This window comes from Gilvimarinus sp. F26214L, from assembly GCF_054401055.1.
Window position 1 is genome coordinate 159,014 of the sequence record NZ_JBTIYG010000006.1, and the last position, 19,321, is coordinate 178,334.

Annotated in this window: 16 protein-coding genes; 9 read left to right on the forward strand and 7 right to left on the reverse strand. The window is 59.3% G+C overall.

Annotation, left to right across the window (positions count from 1 at the left end):
- Positions 1-441: 441 nt before the first annotated feature.
- From rimP to pnp, 7 genes are all read left to right on the forward strand, one after another.
- On the forward strand, positions 442-936 hold the full coding sequence (rimP, locus tag ACURWW_RS08775; protein ID WP_445616435.1) for a ribosome maturation factor RimP: 495 nt from the start codon (positions 442-444) through the stop codon (positions 934-936).
- 11 nt (positions 937-947) lie between these two features.
- Complete coding sequence (gene nusA / locus ACURWW_RS08780; protein WP_445616436.1) at positions 948-2,456, forward strand: transcription termination factor NusA; 1,509 nt, start codon at positions 948-950, stop codon at positions 2,454-2,456.
- A 167-nt stretch (positions 2,457-2,623) separates the two neighbouring features.
- Entirely contained in the window at positions 2,624-5,260 is a 2,637-nt protein-coding gene (gene infB, locus ACURWW_RS08785) for a translation initiation factor IF-2 (RefSeq protein WP_445616437.1), read from the forward strand.
- 42 nt (positions 5,261-5,302) lie between these two features.
- Complete coding sequence (rbfA, locus tag ACURWW_RS08790; RefSeq protein ID WP_445616438.1) at positions 5,303-5,671, forward strand: 30S ribosome-binding factor RbfA; 369 nt, start codon at positions 5,303-5,305, stop codon at positions 5,669-5,671.
- 100 nt (positions 5,672-5,771) lie between these two features.
- Complete coding sequence (gene truB / locus ACURWW_RS08795; RefSeq protein WP_445616439.1) at positions 5,772-6,707, forward strand: tRNA pseudouridine(55) synthase TruB; 936 nt, start codon at positions 5,772-5,774, stop codon at positions 6,705-6,707.
- A 191-nt stretch (positions 6,708-6,898) separates the two neighbouring features.
- Positions 6,899-7,168, forward strand: coding sequence for a 30S ribosomal protein S15 (gene rpsO, locus ACURWW_RS08800; RefSeq protein ID WP_445616440.1), 270 nt, complete (start codon positions 6,899-6,901; stop codon positions 7,166-7,168).
- A 148-nt stretch (positions 7,169-7,316) separates the two neighbouring features.
- On the forward strand, positions 7,317-9,446 hold the full coding sequence (gene pnp / locus ACURWW_RS08805) for a polyribonucleotide nucleotidyltransferase (protein ID WP_445616441.1): 2,130 nt from the start codon (positions 7,317-7,319) through the stop codon (positions 9,444-9,446).
- Positions 9,447-9,548: 102 nt separating this feature from the next.
- Here pnp and ACURWW_RS08810 read toward each other — a convergent pair whose 3' ends face one another.
- The 4 genes from ACURWW_RS08810 to ACURWW_RS08825 all read right to left on the reverse strand — a co-directional run bounded on the left by ACURWW_RS08810 (position 9,549) and on the right by ACURWW_RS08825 (position 14,122).
- Positions 9,549-11,099: an acetolactate synthase large subunit gene (locus ACURWW_RS08810; RefSeq protein WP_445616442.1), complete on the reverse strand. Its 1,551-nt coding sequence runs from the start codon at positions 11,097-11,099 to the stop codon at positions 9,549-9,551.
- Positions 11,100-11,169: 70 nt separating this feature from the next.
- Positions 11,170-12,198, reverse strand: a complete 1,029-nt coding sequence (locus ACURWW_RS08815) for a helix-turn-helix domain-containing protein (protein WP_445616443.1) — start codon at positions 12,196-12,198, stop codon at positions 11,170-11,172.
- A 26-nt stretch (positions 12,199-12,224) separates the two neighbouring features.
- Complete coding sequence (locus ACURWW_RS08820) at positions 12,225-13,124, reverse strand: helix-turn-helix domain-containing protein (RefSeq protein ID WP_445616444.1); 900 nt, start codon at positions 13,122-13,124, stop codon at positions 12,225-12,227.
- A complete protein-coding gene (locus tag ACURWW_RS08825; RefSeq protein WP_445616445.1) occupies positions 13,121-14,122 on the reverse strand; it encodes a 3-oxoacyl-ACP synthase III family protein in 1,002 nt (333 codons plus the stop codon). The genes ACURWW_RS08820 and ACURWW_RS08825 overlap by 4 nt, the downstream gene beginning before the upstream one ends.
- A 242-nt stretch (positions 14,123-14,364) precedes the next feature.
- Here ACURWW_RS08825 and ACURWW_RS08830 point away from each other — a divergent pair, with 242 nt between their 5' ends.
- Both ACURWW_RS08830 and ACURWW_RS08835 read left to right on the forward strand, forming a co-directional pair.
- Positions 14,365-14,607 (forward strand): hypothetical protein, encoded by a 243-nt coding sequence (locus ACURWW_RS08830; protein WP_445616446.1) that lies wholly within the window; start codon positions 14,365-14,367, stop codon positions 14,605-14,607.
- A 216-nt stretch (positions 14,608-14,823) separates the two neighbouring features.
- Positions 14,824-16,227 carry an exonuclease domain-containing protein gene (locus tag ACURWW_RS08835; protein ID WP_445616447.1) on the forward strand — a complete coding sequence of 468 codons (1,404 nt, stop codon included), beginning with the start codon at positions 14,824-14,826 and terminating at the stop codon, positions 16,225-16,227.
- Positions 16,228-16,358: 131 nt separating this feature from the next.
- Here ACURWW_RS08835 and ACURWW_RS08840 read toward each other — a convergent pair whose 3' ends face one another.
- From ACURWW_RS08840 to ACURWW_RS08850, 3 genes are all read right to left on the reverse strand, one after another.
- Positions 16,359-16,922 carry a CDP-alcohol phosphatidyltransferase family protein gene (locus tag ACURWW_RS08840; RefSeq protein WP_445616448.1) on the reverse strand — a complete coding sequence of 188 codons (564 nt, stop codon included), beginning with the start codon at positions 16,920-16,922 and terminating at the stop codon, positions 16,359-16,361.
- A gap of 135 nt (positions 16,923-17,057) precedes the next feature.
- On the reverse strand, positions 17,058-17,717 hold the full coding sequence (gene trhA, locus ACURWW_RS08845) for a PAQR family membrane homeostasis protein TrhA (protein WP_445616449.1): 660 nt from the start codon (positions 17,715-17,717) through the stop codon (positions 17,058-17,060).
- A 216-nt stretch (positions 17,718-17,933) separates the two neighbouring features.
- The gene (locus ACURWW_RS08850; RefSeq protein ID WP_445616450.1) at positions 17,934-19,295 is read right to left on the reverse strand and encodes an NAD-dependent succinate-semialdehyde dehydrogenase; all 1,362 of its coding nucleotides are present in this window, start codon (positions 19,293-19,295) and stop codon (positions 17,934-17,936) included.
- Between the last annotated feature and the right edge of the window lie 26 nt (positions 19,296-19,321).

Genomic DNA, 19,321 nt, shown 5'->3' on the forward strand with positions numbered 1-19,321 from the left:
CGGCGAAGGTCGTTGGTTCAAATCCAGCCCCCGCTACCAATTACGATGTAGTGCCAGTAGACAGCAGCCCGACGAGTCGGACTGTTGGCACTACAGTCGGCGAGCGGTTCTTGAGGCCGTTGCCGTGAGATGTCGGTGGCACTTTTTCCGGAAGTGGCACTCTAAGAAAGCGCCCAGTAGCTTGGGTATGGCTTTTTTCCCGGGGCGGCAGAGTCGGCAGTGCTCGTCAGGCGACGCCCAGTCTTGAAGAGCTCCAGATGTATTCTCTTCGCGGATTCAGGCGCCGATGCGCTGACGTCAAAGCCCCTTCTTAGGGGCTTTTTCGTATCTTGATGGTCTGGAGCCGAGCTCCGGGCAGCCGCTGAGATGCGGCGGCGTGAATGGGCCTTGGTGCCCATTTTTTGTATCTGCGGGCCGCGAGGCCCGCCCGAGGAGTAATCGATGGCTCGGAATGCGCCTAATCACCTGGTGGAATTGGTCGAGCCCGTGGCCAGATCCCTGGGCTGTGAGTTGTGGGGGCTTGAATACCACGCCAGTGGCAGGCATCGCGGAACACTGCGGATCTATATTGATAAGCCGGACGGAGTCAATCTGAGCGACTGCGAAAGAGTAAGCCGGCAGGTAAGCAGTGTGCTGGATGTGGAAGACCCGATTCAGGGCGAGTACAACCTGGAGGTGTCTTCACCGGGTGTGGACCGGCCGCTCTTTACGCTGGAGCAGTTCGCGGAATATGCCGGTGAGCGGGTCCAGGTGCGGCTGCGTACACCATTTGAGGGACGACGCCAGTTCAAGGGCCTGCTTACGGGCGTGGAAGACGACGAAGTAAAGGTGGTGGTGGAGGATCACGAGTATCTGCTGCCAATTGAGTGGATTGACAAGGCCAATGTGGCCCCCGGATTTTCCGATTTGTCCGGCAAAAAGGGGCGGGGCAAGTAACGAGGTTAAGCATGAACAAAGAGATTTTGCTGGTCGCCGACGCGGTATCAAACGAGAAAGGCGTAGATCGCGACGTTATCTTCGAAGCCATCGAAGTGGCGCTCGCGACAGCCACCAAGAAGCGATACGACGAAGACTCGGATATCCGTGTAGCGATCGACCGCGAGACGGGTGATTACGAAACTTATCGTCAATGGCTGGTTCGCGATAATGATACGGTCGCGGCGCTGGGCACCGAGTTCACGCTTGAAGAAGCACACGAAAAAGATCCCGGCCTTCAGCCGGGCGACGTTTATGAAGAGCAGGTCGAAAACGTGGAGTTCGGCCGCATTGCTGCACAAACTGCCAAGCAGGTGATCGTTCAGAAGGTCCGTGAGGCAGAGCGGGCACAGATCATTGAGGAGTACCAGGACCGCATCGGAGAGCTGGTCAGTGGCAGTGTCAAAAAAGTAACGCGGGACAATATCATCGTCGACCTTGGCAACAATGCCGAGGGCCTGTTGCCCCGCGATCAGCTCGTTGGCCGCGAGATCTTCCGGATGGGCGATCGTATCCGTGCCGTGCTGATGGAAGTCAGCCCGGAGGCCCGCGGACCACAACTGAAGCTGAGTCGCGCCTGCCCCGAAATGCTCATCGAGCTGTTCAAGATCGAAGTGCCGGAAATCTCAGAGGAAATCATCGAGCTCAAGGCCGCGGCCCGCGACCCCGGCTCGCGAGCCAAAATTGCCGTCAACACGAATGACGGCCGCATTGATCCGGTCGGTGCTTGCGTGGGCATGCGCGGGTCCCGCGTTCAGGCGGTTTCCAATGAGCTGGCCAATGAACGTATCGACATCGTTTTGTGGGACGACAACCCGGCACAATTTGTGATTAACGCCATGGCACCTGCGGAGATCGAGTCCATCGTAGTGGACGAAGACGCCGGTTCAATGGACGTGGCGGTGGCCGAGGACAACCTCGCGATGGCCATCGGTCGCGGCGGGCAGAACGTTCGTCTTGCCGCAGAGCTGACCGGTTGGGACATCAACGTGATGAGCACGGAAACCTGGGAGCAAAAGCAGCAGGAAGAAACCGGCAGCGTGATGCAGAATTTCATGGACGCACTGGACATCGATGAAGATGTGGCGACTGTACTGGTAGAAGAGGGTTTTACCACTCTTGAAGAAGTCGCCTACGTTCCCTTGGAGGAAATGCTTTCCATCGAAGGCTTCGATGAGGAAATCTCCGAGGAGCTCCGCTCTCGGGCCAAGGACGCCTTGTTGACCCAGGCGCTGGCGAATGAAGAGCAACTGGAGCAGGTTGAGCCTGCCGAGGATCTGTTGACGATGGAAGGCATGGACAAGCCTACGGCCTTCAAGCTGGCCAGCCGCGGCATCGTCACCATGGAAGACCTGGCGGAGCAGTCGGTCGATGAACTGCTGGATGTCGAAGGCATTGACCAGGATCGCGCCAGCGCATTGATCATGAAAGCCCGCGAGCCCTGGTTTGCGGAAGTGCAGGCCTCAGAGGGCAATCAGTAAATGTACGAATTGAGGGGTGAATCCAAAAACTAGACGACTAACGTAGTCCCTTTGCGTGGCGTGACGGCCCGATCTGGCGACTGCTCATCAATCAGCAACAGGTGATCCGCGACCGGCGGAGATACAGTTTTTAGAGATTCACCCGAAAGAGAGGCTGGGGAAACAGAATGGCAGAAGTAACAGTTAGCGAACTCGCCAAATCCGTAGGCGCCTCGGTAGAGAGGCTACTCAACCAGATGAAGGAAGCGGGGCTTCAGCACAGTTCCGCCGACCAGGTCGTGTCCGATGCGGAAAAGCAGACCTTGCTGACCTTCCTGAAGGACAGCCACGGCGCCCGTGACGCGGCACCGAAGAAGATTACCTTGCGGCGCAAAACCACCACCACACTCAAAACCGGAAGTGGGTCGGCTCGAAAAACCGTGAACGTGGAAGTGCGCAAGAAGCGCACCTACGTGAAGCGCGACGCGGAAGAAGCGGAAGCGGCGCCGGTTCCCGAGCCCGAAGCGCCACCGGCACCGGAACCGGAGCCAACTCCCGTGCCGGAGCCCACGCCAACTCCGGCCCCTGAGCCCACTCCTGCCCCGGCCGCGGCGACGCCGGAACATCGGGTCGACGAGATCGAGATGAAGCGTCAGGCAGCGATGAAGCGTCGCGCCGAAGAAGCCGAGCGCGAGCGTTTGGCCGAAGAGGAGCGCGCTCGCCGGGCTGAGGAAGAGAAGGCCAGGGCAGCCGCTGAAGCTGCGAAGGCAGAGACTCCAGCGGCCAAGGAAGCTGCCCGCCAGAAGGCCGAAGAAGAGGAACGGATCAAGCACGGAAAACGCAAGGAAAAGCATCGCGAAGAGGAAGAGGCCGAGCCGCGCAAGAAGGGCAAGCGTGCCGCTGCGGCCGGGCCCAAGAAGGCGAAGCGCCTGGACTTGCTGATTGACGACGCTCTGACGGAAGATGACGCCGGTGATGCCACCGCGGCAGATCTGATTCCGACAACACCGCGCAAGCCCAAGCAGCCGCTGAAGCTTGTTAACAAGCACAAATTCAAGAAGCCGACGGAGAAGATTATTCACGAGGTCGAGATTCCCGCAAACATCGTGGTGAGCGAACTGGCTCAACGGATGAATGTGAAGGCGGGCGTAGTGGTCAAGCAGTTGATGAAGCTGGGTGTAATGGCCAACATGAACCAGGCCATTGATCAGGAATCTGCTCAACTGGTTGTGGAAGAGCTGGGACACAAAGCGAAGCTCGTAACCGGTAACGAAGTTGAGGAGCGGCTGGAAGAAACCATCGCCGTCGAAGGTGAGCAGCTGCCGCGAGCTCCCGTTGTCACCGTAATGGGTCACGTGGACCACGGTAAAACCTCACTGCTTGACTACATCCGTAACACCAAGGTGGCGTCCGGCGAAGCGGGCGGTATCACCCAGCACATCGGTGCCTATCGGGTGAAAACCGGCCACGGCGAGGTCACGTTCCTCGATACACCGGGCCACGCCGCGTTTACCTCCATGCGGGCGCGCGGCGCTCAGAGCACGGATGTAGTCATTCTGGTGGTTGCCGCAGACGATGGCGTGATGCCGCAAACCGAAGAGGCCGTTCAGCATGCAAAAGCGGCTGGCGTTCCCATGGTTGTGGCCGTGAACAAAATCGACAAGGAAGCGGCCGATCCGGACCGCGTCAAGAATGAACTGTCTGCGAAGGATGTGATCCCTGAGGAATGGGGCGGCGATACCCAGTTCGTCCACGTTTCCGCTCTTACGGGTGAAGGCATCGACGCGCTCCTGGACGCTGTTTCTCTCCAGGCGGAAATGCAGGAATTGAAGGCCGTGGTCGACGCCCCTGCCCGAGGGGTCGTTATCGAATCCCGTATGGAAGTGGGCCGCGGCGTGGTAGCAACCATGTTGGTACAGCAGGGCACCCTGCGCACCGGTGACATCATTCTGGCCGGGCAATCCTTCGGTCGGGTTCGGGCGATGACCAACGAACTGGCTGAACGCGTGAAAGAGGCGGGCCCTTCCACCCCGGTGGAAATTATCGGCCTCGACTCGGCGCCCGCGGCAGGTGACTCCTTTGTCGTCGCCCCCGACGAGAAGAAAGCCCGGGAAGTTGCCGAGCACCGGGCGGAAAAGGAGCGGCAGGAACGTCTCCAACGCAGCCAGGCGCTGAAGCTGGAGAACATGTTCTCCTCCATGGCTGAAGGCGAGAAGAAGGTGCTGCCGGTTGTACTCAAGGCGGACGTTCGTGGCTCGCTGGAAGCGATTCAGTCAGCGCTCATGGATATTGGCAATGAAGAAGTTCAGGTCAATATCGTTTCATCCGGCGTTGGTGGAATTACTGAAAACGATGTAAACCTGGCTCTGACTGCCGGTGCAATCGTGATCGGCTTTAACGTTCGCGCTGAGAGTTCGGCCCGCAAACTGGCGGAGAACGAATCGGTGGAGGTGCGTTACTACAGCATTATCTATCAGTTGCTGGACGAGGTGAAAAGCGCTCTGGCCGGTATGCTCGCTCCCGAACGAGTGGAAGAGATCGTGGGCATTGCCGAGGTGCGGGACGTTTTCAAATCGCCCAAGTTTGGCCAGGTGGCCGGCTGCATGGTGACCGAAGGCACGGTGTATCGGAACAAGCCGATCCGTGTACTGCGCGATAACGTCGTTATCTACGAAGGGGAACTGGAGTCCCTGCGTCGATTCAAGGACGACGTCAGCGAAGTGCGCAACGGCATCGAGTGTGGTATCGGGGTGAAAGATTACGACGTGAAGGTCGGCGACCAGATCGAAGTCTTCGATGTGAAAGAGGTTGCGCGGGAGCTGTAAGCAGCTTCCGCCGTCATCAGGTAAGGTCACCCGGGGACTAGCATGCCAAAAGAATTCAGCCGCCAGGTCAGGGTGGCGGACCAGATTCAGAGAAGTCTGGCCCAACTGATTCAGAGCGAGATCTCGGATCCCCGATTGGGGCTGGTTAACATCAACCAGGTGGATGTCAGCCGCGACTACTCCAATGCACGGGTCTTTGTCACCTTTGTCGGCGACGAATCGGACGAGGGGATCAAGCAGTCCATTGCAATCCTGAACAAGGCCTCGGGCTTTCTTCGCAGCTTGCTGGCGAAGAACCTCAACAGCCGCAGCACTCCGCGTCTGAACTTTGTGTACGACAAGACCTCGGTCGAAGGCCAGCGACTCTCGCATCTGATTGACCAGGCGGTACGCCCCAGGAGCGACGATTAGCCGGCTGTTGAAAAGCTCTTTTTCAACAGACCGCAGGTCGTCTTCAATGTTTTTTACGACGCGGGCTTCCGGGCCCGTGATTGCTATGATGAGGTAAGGTTTGTCACGCAGACGGCCTAAAGGGCGCCCGGTCAATGGGGTGCTGTTATTGAATAAGGCATCGGGAATTACCTCCAATGCCGCGCTCCAGCAAGCCAAGCGCCTGTTTTTTGCCGCCAAGGCCGGACACACCGGAAGCCTGGATCCGCTTGCCACGGGTATCCTGCCCATCTGTTTCGGAGAGGCGACCAAGTTTTCACAGTACCTGCTGGACGCCGACAAGCGCTACCAGAGCACTTTCTGCCTGGGAATCGCCACTGAGACGGGCGATGCGGACGGGGAAGTAATTGCGGAAGCGGACGCAAGCCGGGTGGACCGCTCAATGGTCGACGCCGCGTTGAAGAGCTTCGTCGGCGCGATCGAGCAGGTTCCCTCCATGTACTCGGCCATAAAGTACAAGGGGCAGCCCCTCTACAAACTGGCTCGCGAGGGGAAGACTGTTGAGCGGGAACCGCGCCGGGTCCAGGTCTACAGTATTGATGTTTTGTCCTTCGAGCCCGGAAACCCCGCTGCGGTGACCCTGGACATCCACTGCAGCAAGGGGACTTACATCCGTACCATCGCTGAGGATCTCGGCAAAGCACTGGGCTGCGGCGCGCATGTAGCCAGTCTGCACAGAACCCAGGCCGGTCCGTTCCACATCGAAAACGCGTTTTTGCTGGACGAGCTGGATGCGGAACGGGGCGACCAGCGGGCGGAAACGCTGGATCATCACCTGTTGCCCAGCGATGCACCGGTTCGTCAGATGCCGCCCTTGAACCTGCCCGAGCAGAGTGCGTTTTACTTCCGTCAGGGGCAGCCGGTGATGGACCCCCAGGTCTATCAGATTGGTTCTGAAGGTGATATGGTGCGGGTCTTTTCCGCAACTGACGATTTTTTGGGCGTTGGCGAAATCACCGACGATGGTCGGGTGGCGCCGAAACGCCTGCTGGTCTGACCTGAAGCTCGTCGAGCACCGGTCAGACGCAAAGAGTTTACCGGACGGCCGCCATCAACCAGCATTGCTGGCGAAGCTTGGCGGTCCGGTAATATAGCCCACCTGTAAATGTGCACGGGCGGGCTGAACCGATGGATTCCGGCGACCTTGCTGGAGTCCGGAAACGTCGCATATTAAACGAGGAAATTGACATGTCATTGAATGCCCAAGAAAAGGCAAAGATTGTTCAGGAATATCAGCAGTCCGAGGGCGATACCGGCTCTCCGGAAGTACAGGTCGCATTGCTGACCGCCAACATCAACAAACTTCAGGAGCATTTTGCGGCTCACAAGCAGGATCACCACTCTCGTCGTGGTTTGATCCGCATGGTGAATCAGCGCCGCAAGCTGCTGGACTACCTGAAAGGCAAGGATGTCAATCGCTACGCCGAACTGATCCAGAAGCTTGGACTGCGTCGCTAAAGCTGTCGGAAGGGCTCGCATTCGCGGGCCCTTCCGCGTTTTGTTCAGAGCAGGGACGTCACGAAAACACTCGAAGCCGGAGATCGCAAAGGATCATCCGGTGCACACTGAATAAGAAGACGACCGAATATTTGAGAAGGATACTATTGTGAATCCAGTGATTAAAACATTCGAATACGGTAACCAGACCGTAACCATCGAGACGGGCCGTGTCGCCCGACAAGCGACGGGTGCCGTGCTCGTCACTATGGACGAAACCAGCGTGCTGTGTACCGTAGTTGGTGCAAAGGACACGAAGCCCGACCAGGACTTCTTTCCGCTGTCCGTGTTCTATCAGGAGCGGGCTTACGCAGCGGGCAAGATCCCCGGCGGCTTCTTCAAGCGCGAAGGCCGTCCAAGTGAAAAGGAAACCCTCACTTCGCGGCTTATCGACCGTCCGATCCGCCCCTTGTTTCCCGACGGCTTCATGAATGAAGTACAGGTTGTTTGTACTGTCATGTCCACCTGCAAGACTGTGGACCCGGATATCCCCGCAATGATTGGTACCTCCGCGGCGCTGGCCGTGTCCGGTATTCCGTTCAACGGTCCGATCGGTGCGGCGCGTGTTGGTTTCACCACCGACAAAGGTTACCTGTTGAACCCCAGCTATGAGGAGCTGAAGTCCTCCGAGTTGGACATGGTCGTCGCAGGCACAAAGCAAGCCGTTCTCATGGTGGAGTCCGAAGCAAGCGAACTGCCGGAAGATATCATGCTGGGTGCGGTTCTCTATGCACACCAGGAGATGCAGGTAGTCGTGCAGGCGTGTGAAGAACTGGCCCGCGACGCCGGCAAGTCGCGCTGGGACTGGCAGGCGCCTGCCGAAAACACCGCGTTGATCGACCGGGTCAAAAGCGGGTTCGAAGATTCCATCGGGGTTGCTTACACAATCACCGACAAGCAGAAGCGTCGCGAGCGCCTCGATGAACTGCGAGCGCAAGCCGCCGCGGAAATCGCCACGGAAGACAGTGGCATCGATGCGGACGATGTGAAGAAGGTTTTCTCTTCCGTTGAGAAGAAACTGGTACGCAAGCGCATCATCGATGGGCAGCCGCGCATCGACGGCCGCGACCAGAAGACCGTACGGCCCATCGACGTTGAAGTAGGCGTGTTGCCGAAGGCACACGGCTCGGCATTGTTTACCCGCGGTGAAACCCAGGCGCTGGTTGTGGCCACCCTCGGTGCCGTGCGCGATGCACAGATCATCGATGCGCTGGAAGGCGAGCGTAAAGATCCCTTCATGCTGCATTACAACTTCCCTCCCTACTCCGTCGGTGAAGCGGGTCGTATGGGCGGCACCGGTCGCCGTGAAATCGGCCACGGCCGTTTGGCTCGCCGCGGTGTAGCAGCGGTCATGCCTTCGCCTGAAGAGTTTCCGTACGTCATCCGGGTGGTGAGTGAGATCACCGAATCCAATGGGTCCAGCTCCATGGCCTCCGTGTGTGGCGCGAGCCTGGCCATGATGGATGCCGGTGTACCCCTCAAGGCGCCCGTGGCCGGTATCGCCATGGGTCTGGTGAAAGATGACAACGGGTTCGCCGTTCTTACCGATATTCTTGGCGACGAAGATCACCTGGGCGACATGGATTTCAAAGTCGCGGGTACCTCACAGGGCATCACCGCCCTGCAGATGGATATCAAGATCGAAGGGATCAACGAGGAGATCATGGAGACTGCCCTGCAGCAGGCACTCCAGGCTCGCCTGCATATTCTGGGCGAGATGAACAAGGTCATCTCCACCTCGCGCACGGAAGTATCCGACAACGCGCCCCGCTTTGAGATCATGAAGGTCGATACCGACAAGATCCGTGACATCATCGGTAAAGGCGGCGCAACGATTCGCGCCTTGACTGAGGAAACCGGAGCGGCGATCGACATCGATGATGATGGCACCGTGCGGGTGTACAGCGACGACGCGCAGTCCCTGAAAGCGGCAACTGATCGGATTCTTGCCATCACCGCGGAAGCCGAGATTGGTCGGATCTACGAAGGTACGGTGGTTCGGATCGTTGACTTCGGGGCCTTCGTGAATTTCCTTCCCGGCAAGGACGGCCTCGTTCATATTTCGCAGATCGCCGATGAGCGGGTGAACAGCGTATCGGACTACCTGAACGAAGGAGATGTGGTCCGCGTGAAGTGTCTTGACGTGGACCAACGCGGTCGGATCAAGCTTTCCATCAAGGAAGCCAAGCGTGACGATGCGGCTGGCACAGAAGAGCCTCAGCCTTCCGAAGGCGAGTAAACTCTGCTGCTCGAGCCATAAAAAAACCCGCCTCGGCGGGTTTTTTTATGGCTGAAGGTTGTTGAGCCTCCGACCTGTAAGGCGCGACGGACTGGGCTTTCCTTAGAACACCGCCTCGATGAGTTGCGGTCCTTCCGCGGCGAGAGCGCGCTTCAACTGCTCGTTGAATTCGTCGGCGGTGGTGGCTCGGGTGGCGTTGACCCCCATGCCTTGAGCGATCTGCTGAAAGTTCAGGTCCGGGCGGGAGATGTCGAGCATGTCCAGTGTCTTCTGGTTGGGGCTGCTGGCGCCTACCCGCATCAACTCAACCTGCAGGATCTGATACTTGCGGTTGGCAAAAATCACATTCACAACATTCAGGTTCTCTCGAGCCTGGGTCCACAGCGCTTGGATCGTGTACATGGCTCCGCCGTCCCCGTGGAGGCACACTACCTTGCGGTCAGGGCAGGCAACCGCGGCCCCGGTGGCTACGGGCAGCCCGTAGCCGATACTTCCCCCGGTCAGTTGCAGCCAGTCATGGCCTGGAATCCCCGCAGTCAGTCCGGTGGCGGGTCCGCCCGAGGTAGCCGCTTCGTCCACAATGATCACGTCCTCGGGCAGCAGGGCGCCAAGGGCGAACCCGATGCTTTTCGGACTCAGGGCGCCAGTGAGCAGTTCGGGCCGGCGCTCCTCCTGAATGCGCGGTTTGAACGTGCCCGCGTTCAGTGCCTGCACCAGGGCGTCCACCGCTCCAGCCACATCTTCGTGGGCCTCCGCCAGTACATGTTGCTGGCAGCCCTCGGGCAGCGGTGTGCTGGGTTTGTCCGGGTAGGCGAAAAACGCAACCGGGGATTTCGCCCCGATGGTTATCACGTGGTCGCAGTCCTTGAACTGCTCCTGCGCCATCTCCACGAAATAAGCGACCCGGTCGAATGCCGGGTGCCCGGCGCCGCGGCGGGTACGGCCGTTGAAGGTCTCGTAAAGAACTGTTGCGCCGCTGGCCTGGACTATTTGATCCAGCGCCGGGAGCAGAGCTTGATCAGTTCCCGGGCCACCCACGACGATGACCGTCCTGGCACCGGAATCGGAGTTAAGGACCCGGGCCACCTCCTCGATCCGCTCGCCCGAGACCGCAGGCGCCGCGGGAACCGCCAGCGGCTCAGCCGCAGAGGCGGTCTCATTCCAGGCGCAATCGGCAGGTACAATCAGGCTGGCAATCTGCCCCGGGTGAGTGAGAGCGGCGCGAACCGCCTCTGCTCCATCCGCCGCCACCGAGTCTGCATTTGCGGAGGATCTCACCCAATCGGAAAAGGCCCTCGCCAACCCGTTCACATCCGATGCCAGCGGAGCATCGTACTGCAGGTGGTAAGTGGCGTGGTCGCCGATCAGATTCACCATGGGAGAGTGCGCCCGGCGGGCGTTGTGGATATTGGCCGTGCCGTTTGCCAGACCCGGGCCCAGGTGGAGCAAAGTTACGGCCGGTTTGCCGGTCATTCGCGCATAGCCATCGGCAGCGCCGGTGCATACTCCTTCGAACAGGCCCAGCACAGAACGCATTTTCGGTTCGTTGCCGAGCGCCCGCACGAAATGCATTTCGGAGGTACCGGGGTTGGTAAAACAGGTATCGACACCGGCTTTCAGCAGGGTTTGAACCAGACTTTCTGCACCGTTCATGGCTTCGCCTCTTGTTTCGGTAAATCGTGAATCCGCAAGAGGGGAGTTTAAGGCAGATGGGCGGGAGTCTCTACCCCGCCTCGGTTTGGGGCTCGGGGGAGGATGGATCAGACCGCGGAGCCGAACTCCCCTGGGCAGCCTGTTGTGGTGCCGTACAGGAGGAAGATTGCTGCAGCTGTTCAAGTTTGCGTCGCAGCGTCGCTCGCGAAATGCCCAGTCGTTCCGCTGCAAGCTTTTTGTTACCGCCGCAGCGACTCAATACCTGCAATATCACCGCGCGTTCGAACGCCCCTACGCTGGCCTGGAGGCCGGCGGATTCCCGCTTCCACGCCGCTTCGCGAAGAACTCCGGTCCACCGGAACTCCGACGTTCCCGGCCATACGGCCAGCAGCCGGAATAGCTTCTCCTCGCTCGGGGCAGCGGTGACACGAACGACCTCGGTCTCCGTGGCGATAACCGCCAGCAGGAAAACCAGTATCGCCGACGATCCGGTTGCGACTCCGTTGATTTGCACTCCGAACTCCATCAGCACCACGACTCCGACACCTGCGACAAACAGCGGGGAAGTGGCCAGCAACAGGGCCTTGGCCCTCCGTCGAACGCTAGGGTTCTCGTTGCCCGTGACCTCCCGGGCCAGCAGAATGACTCCCCCGGCGAGCTGCGCGAGAAAAACCACCTGAAAAACCCAGTAATAGGGTCCTGCCACCCGCGACAGGCTGTATCCGATCCACTGGACTCCGGCGATACACAGGCCGGGGAGAAGGACAACGATCGATGCAAAGAGGGAACTGCCGATGGTTATCGTCTGCCATTTCACGGCGAGCTTGCCGTTGATCTGAAGGATAATGCAGACCAGAGCCCCGCTGGAGATGAAACAACTGATGTAGTACCCCTTGAGTATTGCCAGGCCGAGAACGTCCTCGTGCCGGTACAGAATGCAGAAAAGCTCAAAAAGGTTCAGGCCCAGCAGGCCGAGGAAAAAAACACAGATGCGAGGGTTTGACAGGGTCCGACGAACATTGCGGAAGAACAGCAAGGCGAACTTGATCGCCATGGATGCGAGGCTGAGAGTCGCGAAGGGAAGGAAGGATTCGGCCACGTATGCTCCAACTGTTGTCCGTGATCCTATTCCCGAAGAAGTTTTCTGCGCAGACTGGTCCTGGAAATGCCAAGAGCCGCAGCGGCGGAGGTCTTGTTCCCGTCATAGCGGGAGAGGGTCTCGGTAATCAGAGCGGCCTCGAATCGCGAAAGGGCTTCCGGCAGGCTGACTGTATCGATGTTGTAAACGACGTGTTTCAACGCCCTGATCATCTTGAATTCCTCAGTGTGAGGAACGTAGGAGAGAAACTTGAAAAGTTGGTGCTCGTTGTTGGTGATCAGAAATATCGCGAGAAACATGAGAATCGCGCAGGAGCCAATAACGGATCCGGTAATCCGGACCCCGAACTGCATCAGGCACAGAACGGTCACCACCGCCACAAAGATCGGACTGATGGATATCAGCAGCGCCTTGGCTTTTCTTCGTACCAACTGGGAGGAACTCCAGCGCGCATGAAAGGCCAAAGCGCCGACACTGCAGGCGAGGGTGCCCAGCAGGAAAGCCTGGAACACCCAGTAGAGTGGACCCGGAACCCGGGTGGAGGTGTAACCAAGGGAAACCACACCCTTGATTACAGCTCCGGGCCACACGATCAGTGCACCGAGGGCAATGATCGTGACCACAAGCCCCTGCTGCACTCGCCAGCTCAACTTTCCGGTCACCGAGAGTGCGGTTGCCAGAAAGGACAGCCCCATGGCCATCACCGAGAGGTGATAGACCGTGAGGAACATGAGCGCGAGGCGACCGCCCGCTGGATACAGGAAGCCCACCAACTCCAGAATATTGATGGAAAACAGGGCTCCGAAAAAAACCAGAAACCAGCGATTGACAGCCCTCAGCTCACCTCTGCCGATCCAGAGGATGAGGATCTTCAGAAGCAGAGCCGAGAGGCTGAATGCAGCGTAACCGGGAAGGGACGCAATCAAAATATCATTCCACCCTGAAATACCGAAATGCCGCTTCCCGAGCAGAAGAACTGAATCTTCTGTCCCCGTTGCGGTCGGTTCAAGTCCATGAGAACGGGAATCGTTGCTGTGGTCAGATTCCCGAACCTGTCGTAGCTGATTGGAGCTTTGGCCGGATCGAGATCGAAGCGCTGCGCAAGTACCCGGTGGGGAGGCGCTCCCACCTGATGGCAGTAACTAACGTCGGCGCCCGGACCAAACCAGCTCACCTTCGCCCTCGCTTTCTTGTAGACCTTCGCATGGCGGGTCAGGGTGACGGCGCAGATCTTGTCCATAACCATCTGTCCTTCGAAGCCGCCCGGTTTCTTTGCGTAGTAACAAAGCTCCGAATGCGCTCCATCGGACTCGGTCCGGAACCATTCCCAGCCCTGGTCGCGGTGTTGCTTGCGACGAATCAGCATCGCTCCGCCGGCATCGCCCACTGTTAACACTCCGAGTTTTGTCTTGAACACTCTTTTATCGGATGTGTTCTTCAGCAAAGGCATGAACAAATCGCGGGTCTGGCTCGGAACTTCGCCGGAGCACACCAGAACCGTTTCCGCCATCCCGCTGTTAATGTAGGCATCCGCGACCGAAAGGCCGGTCATGAAGCCCAGGCAGGCATTCGAGATGTCCATGCAGGCAGCGCGCGACGCACCGATCTTATGCTGTACGTTATGTGCAGTCGAAGGTTCTTCGTAGTCGCGCGTGATGCCGGTGAAGATGATCAAGTCTACCTCATCAGGACTGGCACCAGCATCCCTCAATGCGGATTGTGACGCCAAACTCGCAAGGTCCGACGGGCACTGGGATCGGTCCGCCTCGCGGCGTTCTTCAATACCAATGTGGCGTGACAGATACTCCGCCGGCACGCCGAAACGCTCGCTGTTCACTTCCTTCATCAGTTCATCCGAGCTGACCACCGCGCGAGGAAGGTAAGTGCCGATCCCTGCGATGTGTGAATTGCCCAATGTTTCCATGGTGAATCTCCTTCTTTTTCTGGTTGAGGAAGGAGCAGAATAGCGCCTGCGTCATATAGAAGATGCACCGTGGCGCGAATGCTTTCTTCTTGGCGCGTTATCAGTGGACCAAAAGCGGCCACCCCCTGAACAAAGCTGACCGGGGGGCGGACGGAAACGGATTTCTTGACAGGAAAAAAAAGAAATTCAAAGCTCCGGTGAGAGGGTGGAACAATTTCATCGAGCCATTTGGGGAAGCGCCAATGCTGCAGAAAACAATCAATAACCAGGATATTGTGGAGACGCTCAATCGAAGGGAGTGCGACGACCTGGAGGAGCAGATCCTTCAGTCCATTGACAAGGTGCAGGCACTTTGCGCCGTTCACACCCAGGTGGAAACCGGCGACAGCCGGGTCAACTCCCGGACGCGCGCAAATTTCGCCTTCGTTCTGGAGGACCAGGTGAATCAACTGCGTGACCTTCTGGAGTCACATTTCGGTGCATAGTTCGGAAGCTCGCGATCGGTTTCGTTGTTGGGCCTACGAGGGAGGCTGAAGGGCTGTTTCCTTGTACAGTGGCTTCCCCGCGACTATAGTTGGGGGACCTTCCGTAGAAATCAGTACCTCCTCACGGGCTGAAGCGCTGTGCGCTCAGTGCCCGATCGGTCAGGTGTCCTTGTTTCTCGGAACATCCCAACACCGATGCCCCGACCAATCCAGCCCATGCAGTTTCCCAAAGGCCACTTTGTTTTTCTTGATCTGGAAACGACCGGTTCCCGGGCCGGATCGGACCGCATCACCGAGGTCGGTCTGATCGAGGTTCTCGACGGGGAAGTCATCGATCAATATCAGACCCTGGTCAATCCCGAGACGCCGATTTCACCCTTCATCAGTTCGCTGACCGGTATCACCGACCCGATGGTGGCGGATGCGCCGGTATTTGCGGAGATCGCCGAAGAGCTAATGGGTCGATTGCTGGGTAGAACTCTGGTGGCTCACAACAGCCGCTTTGACCACAGCTTCCTCAAAAATGAGTTCCGGCGCCTTGGGCTGGACTATCGCACCCGGGTGGTGTGCACCGTCAAATTGTCGCGCCGGTTGACGCCCGAGTTGCGCAGCCATGGCCTGGACAGTCTGATTCACCACCACGGGCTCCATGTGGAAGCCCGGCACCGGGCCATGGGTGATGCGGACCTGCTGGTGCAATTGATGGCCAAATGGAGCCGCACGCTGGGCGCAGACTCTGTGCAGGCTGCGCTGGAGCCGCAACTGCGGCGGCCTACCCTCCCGGCCGGCCTGTCCGAGGCGGCGGTCGACGATCTGCCCAATACTCCCGGGGTTTACCTGTTCTACGACGAGAAGGACACGCTGCTGTATGTCGGCAAGTCCGTGAAGATCAGGGATCGGGTGAAATCCCATTTTTCCGGCGATCACGCCAGCGACCGGGAACTGGAGATGTGCAGCCAGATTGCCCGCATCGACTGGCGGCGCACCGGAGGAGACCTGGGCGCACAGTTGCTGGAAGCGCGGCTCATCAAAGAGCGCCGACCCATCTACAATCGTCAGTTGCGCAAGACAAAAATGCTCTGGTACCTGGCCGTGGGTCGGGATTCACGGGGTTACCTGACTCTGGCGCCCCGCAGCGCCGCGTCGCTGCCGGCCGATGATTTGAGCTCAGTCATCGGGCTGTTCCGATCGCGGCGCATGGCCGAGGAGTGTCTGCGCCAGGCCTGCGACGCGGCCCGGCTCTGTCACCGCCTGACGGGGTTGGAGAAAGCGCGAAGTGGCGCCTGTTTTGCCCATCAGCTCAAGCGATGTGCCGGCGCCTGTGTAGGTGCGGAAGATCCGGCGGCCTACAACGCCCGCCTACAGGAAGCCTTTGCACCCCGACGGTTCGCAGTCTGGCCCTATGAAGGACCGATCCTGATCCGGGAGGGGGAGGATTATCACCTGGTCGACCAGTGGTGCCACCTGGCCTCCTCCCGTTCGCCGGATACGCTGGCTCAGCACTCACAGACGCGAAACATCGAATACGACATTTACAAGATCCTGGTGAAGTTCATCGAGAAAGGACGCCTTGAGATTCTGCCCTTCAGGCAGCCGGCCCCAGTGAAATCTGAGGCCTAATCGACCTCCCATTCCGCACGGGGGCGGCCCGCCCGCAAACCTCCGCGAAGATCAGCCACTCAGGCGGCCTGATTCGCGAACCCATCGTCATCGGCCCGGCAGGCCGTCTAAAAGGGCTTTCCAGCAGCCTGCTAATTCTGCTGGCTTGCGGTCCAGGCTTTGCGGCTCCAGACCGCCACATAGTTGCCGCCGCTGATCAGTGCCAGGGCAATCACGAGCAAGGTCCCAAATTTGAAGAGGAACAGCGGAAAGACGGGGTAGACCTTCTGGGTGATGACCATCAGCACATAGCACACCTGCACCAGTGTGCTCGCCTTGCCCCAGAACGTCGGCGCCATCTGGAAGCGGCCAATCAGCCAGTGGTAGCTGAGGGCGCCGCCTACGATGACGAGGTCTCGCAGGACCACGATGATTGCCACCCCCGGCGGAATGGCGTTTACCAGTGCCAGACAGACGAATGCGCCCATGAGGAGGGCCTTGTCCGAGATTGGATCGACCACCGCGCCAAACCGGCTCTGGACTCCCATTTTCCGGGCCCACCAGCCGTCGATGCCATCAGTGAACGCGGCGATGGCGGCAATCCATAACACCTCCGCGTAGCGTTCCTGCAGAATGAAGATGCAAACGGGAACTGCGAGCAGCAGCCGCAGGCTGGTCAGCACGTTGGGAAGCTGTTTGATATAGGGGTTCATCATTCGGTCGAGTCGACGTCTGATCAGAGGTTCACATCCGGTGCTTGAAGCCATCTGCTCCCGTCAGCGGAGCAGCCTAATCGCACCGCCCGGGAGCCACGCATTATGCCCGGCCCGGGAGAAAGGCGCCAAGCCTGATCAGCGAACAAAGCCAATGATGGAGATGAAGTGGGATACGGAACCGACCAGCACGAAAATGTGCCAGATCCCGTGGGAGTGCTTCAAAAACTGCAGCCCGTCCATGACGTAGAAAACGATCCCCACTGTATAGGCCACCCCGCCGACGGTCAGCCAGATGAGTCCCTGAGTCGGGAGCGAAGCCTGCAGGGTGGGAAACTCGAACACGCAGATCCAGCCCATAAACAGGTAGACGGCCAGTTGCAGTAACTCCACGCGGTTCGGATTAAGCACGTCCAGGAGCAGGCCTGCGACTGCCAGCCCCCAGACGATCCCCAGCATTCGATAACCCACATCATTCCCGAGCGCCACCACCATGTAGGGTGTGTAGGTGCCGGCGATGAGCAGGTAAATAGTCACATGGTCCAGCTTGCGGAAAATGGATTTGATGCGATGCGGATGAAAGCTGTGGTACAGAGTGGACATGGTGTACAGCAACACCAGGGTCAGGCCAAAGATGGAGAAGCTGACGATGGTTCCGGCGTCGCCGGATTGAATGCTCACCGTGAGTAGTGCGCCGAAGCCAACCAGAGCCAGGGCGGCGCCCACCAGATGTGAAATGCTGTTAAATCGTTCGCCGTAATACATGACTCGAAGACGAGTACCCCAATCGATCATCATTGTCGGGCTTGTTGGACCGCCCGCACCGCCGGGAAGTTTAACGGTAAAGCGCGTGACTCGGAATTCCCGCCCGCAGCAGACCTTGGAAGAAGCCTACCAACGTCTACCCTTCCGCGTGCCGGTCCAGCACGTCAGTGCCTGTTCCTCGCGGAGCGTTTACGGCATATCGTAACCCTGTTCGCCTGATCGGGGACCAGGCGAACAGGCGACCGACCGCTAGCCGCCAATCCATACCTGCTGGGCATTGACGAACTCATGGATGCCGTGGGGCCCCAGTTCCCGCCCGTACCCGGACCGCTTCACACCCCCGCTGGGCAGGCGCGGGTCGGTTTTGACAATGCCGTTAACAGCCACCTGGCCACTGACGATTTCCCGGCTCAAGGCCTCGCCGCGCTTGCCGTCGGTCCAGAGAGCGGCGCCCAGACCGTATTCCGTGTCGTTGGCGATGCTCAGCGCGTGCTCGGCGTCTTCCGCCTGCAATACCACCGCCACCGGTCCGAAGGTCTCCTCGCAGGCCGCAGTCATATCGTTGCGAACGTCCGCGAGCAGGGTGACCGGATAGAAGTAGCCGGGACCTTCGGGGAACTGGCCTCCCAAGACACACCGGGCCCCTTCGGCGATGCTTTCCTCCACCTGACGGTGCAGATTGTCGCGCAGGTCGCTCCGGGCCAGCGGGCCCACGTCCGTTGCCTCATCTTTGGGGTCGCCTACCCGAAGGCCTTCGAGTCGAGCTTGCAAGCGCTCCACCATCTGCGGGTACACGGATGCCTCCACAATAATGCGTTTGGCCGCGATACACGACTGTCCCGCATTGATCATGCGGGACAGGCAGATGACTTCAGCGGCTTTGTCCAGGTCGGCGTCGGCCAGCACAATGGCCGGATCCGACCCGCCCAGCTCAAGCACGGCGGGCTTGATTTCGGAAGCCGCGACCGCAGCCACGGCGCTGCCCGCACGGGTGGAGCCGGTAAACGACACCCCACGCACGGCCGGGTGGCGAACCAGGCTCTCCACGTCTTCGGTCATCGCCGGGACATTCTGGAAGACGCCGGTCGGTGCACCTGCGGCCTCAAACAAGTCGGCAATAGCGCGGGCACAGCCGGGCACGTGGGGATCGTGTTTCATCAGGCAGGTATTTCCGGCCATCAGCGCCGGGGCGCAAAAGCGAAAAGCGAGCCAGAAGGGCGCATTCCAGGGCAGAATGCCCAGGATAGGACCGAGGGGCAAATGTTGCACATAGCTGCGCGCCGCGTCGGAGTCGATGTCCACAGGGGCCAGATACCGTTCGCCGTGCTCTGCATAATGTTCCGCGCACCAGGCGGCCTTCATGACCTCGCCGCGGGCTTCGCGAATGGGTTTGCCCATTTCCTCGGTCATCAGGGGCGCCAGTTCCTCACAGCGAGACTTCATCTGCGCAGCCACCCTCCGCAGCAGGTCCGCTCGTTCTCCGAAGCTGCTCCTGCGCCAGGTGTCGAAGGCCCGCTCGGCATGCCCGGCGGCATCGTGCAGCCGGGATTGGTCCCAGCACGGCACTTCGCGTATCGCTTCACCTGTGGTCGGGTTGACGGCTTTCAGCATGCCGATTCCTCCTGTTTCACGGGAGC

What these genes read in the sequence shown, in the direction of transcription:
- rimP (WP_445616435.1), top strand. Translation starts at nt 442, where the DNA reads ATGGCTCGGAATGCGCCTAATCACCTGGTGGAATTGGTCGAGCCCGTG.
- nusA (WP_445616436.1), top strand. Translation starts at nt 948, where the DNA reads ATGAACAAAGAGATTTTGCTGGTCGCCGACGCGGTATCAAACGAGAAA.
- infB (WP_445616437.1), top strand. Translation starts at nt 2,624, where the DNA reads ATGGCAGAAGTAACAGTTAGCGAACTCGCCAAATCCGTAGGCGCCTCG.
- rbfA (WP_445616438.1), top strand. Translation starts at nt 5,303, where the DNA reads ATGCCAAAAGAATTCAGCCGCCAGGTCAGGGTGGCGGACCAGATTCAG.
- rpsO (WP_445616440.1), top strand. Translation starts at nt 6,899, where the DNA reads ATGTCATTGAATGCCCAAGAAAAGGCAAAGATTGTTCAGGAATATCAG.
- ACURWW_RS08810 (WP_445616442.1), bottom strand. Translation starts at nt 11,099, where the DNA reads ATGAACGGTGCAGAAAGTCTGGTTCAAACCCTGCTGAAAGCCGGTGTC.
- ACURWW_RS08825 (WP_445616445.1), bottom strand. Translation starts at nt 14,122, where the DNA reads ATGGAAACATTGGGCAATTCACACATCGCAGGGATCGGCACTTACCTT.
- ACURWW_RS08830 (WP_445616446.1), top strand. Translation starts at nt 14,365, where the DNA reads ATGCTGCAGAAAACAATCAATAACCAGGATATTGTGGAGACGCTCAAT.
- ACURWW_RS08835 (WP_445616447.1), top strand. Translation starts at nt 14,824, where the DNA reads ATGCAGTTTCCCAAAGGCCACTTTGTTTTTCTTGATCTGGAAACGACC.
- ACURWW_RS08840 (WP_445616448.1), bottom strand. Translation starts at nt 16,922, where the DNA reads ATGATGAACCCCTATATCAAACAGCTTCCCAACGTGCTGACCAGCCTG.
- trhA (WP_445616449.1), bottom strand. Translation starts at nt 17,717, where the DNA reads ATGATGATCGATTGGGGTACTCGTCTTCGAGTCATGTATTACGGCGAA.
- ACURWW_RS08850 (WP_445616450.1), bottom strand. Translation starts at nt 19,295, where the DNA reads ATGCTGAAAGCCGTCAACCCGACCACAGGTGAAGCGATACGCGAAGTG.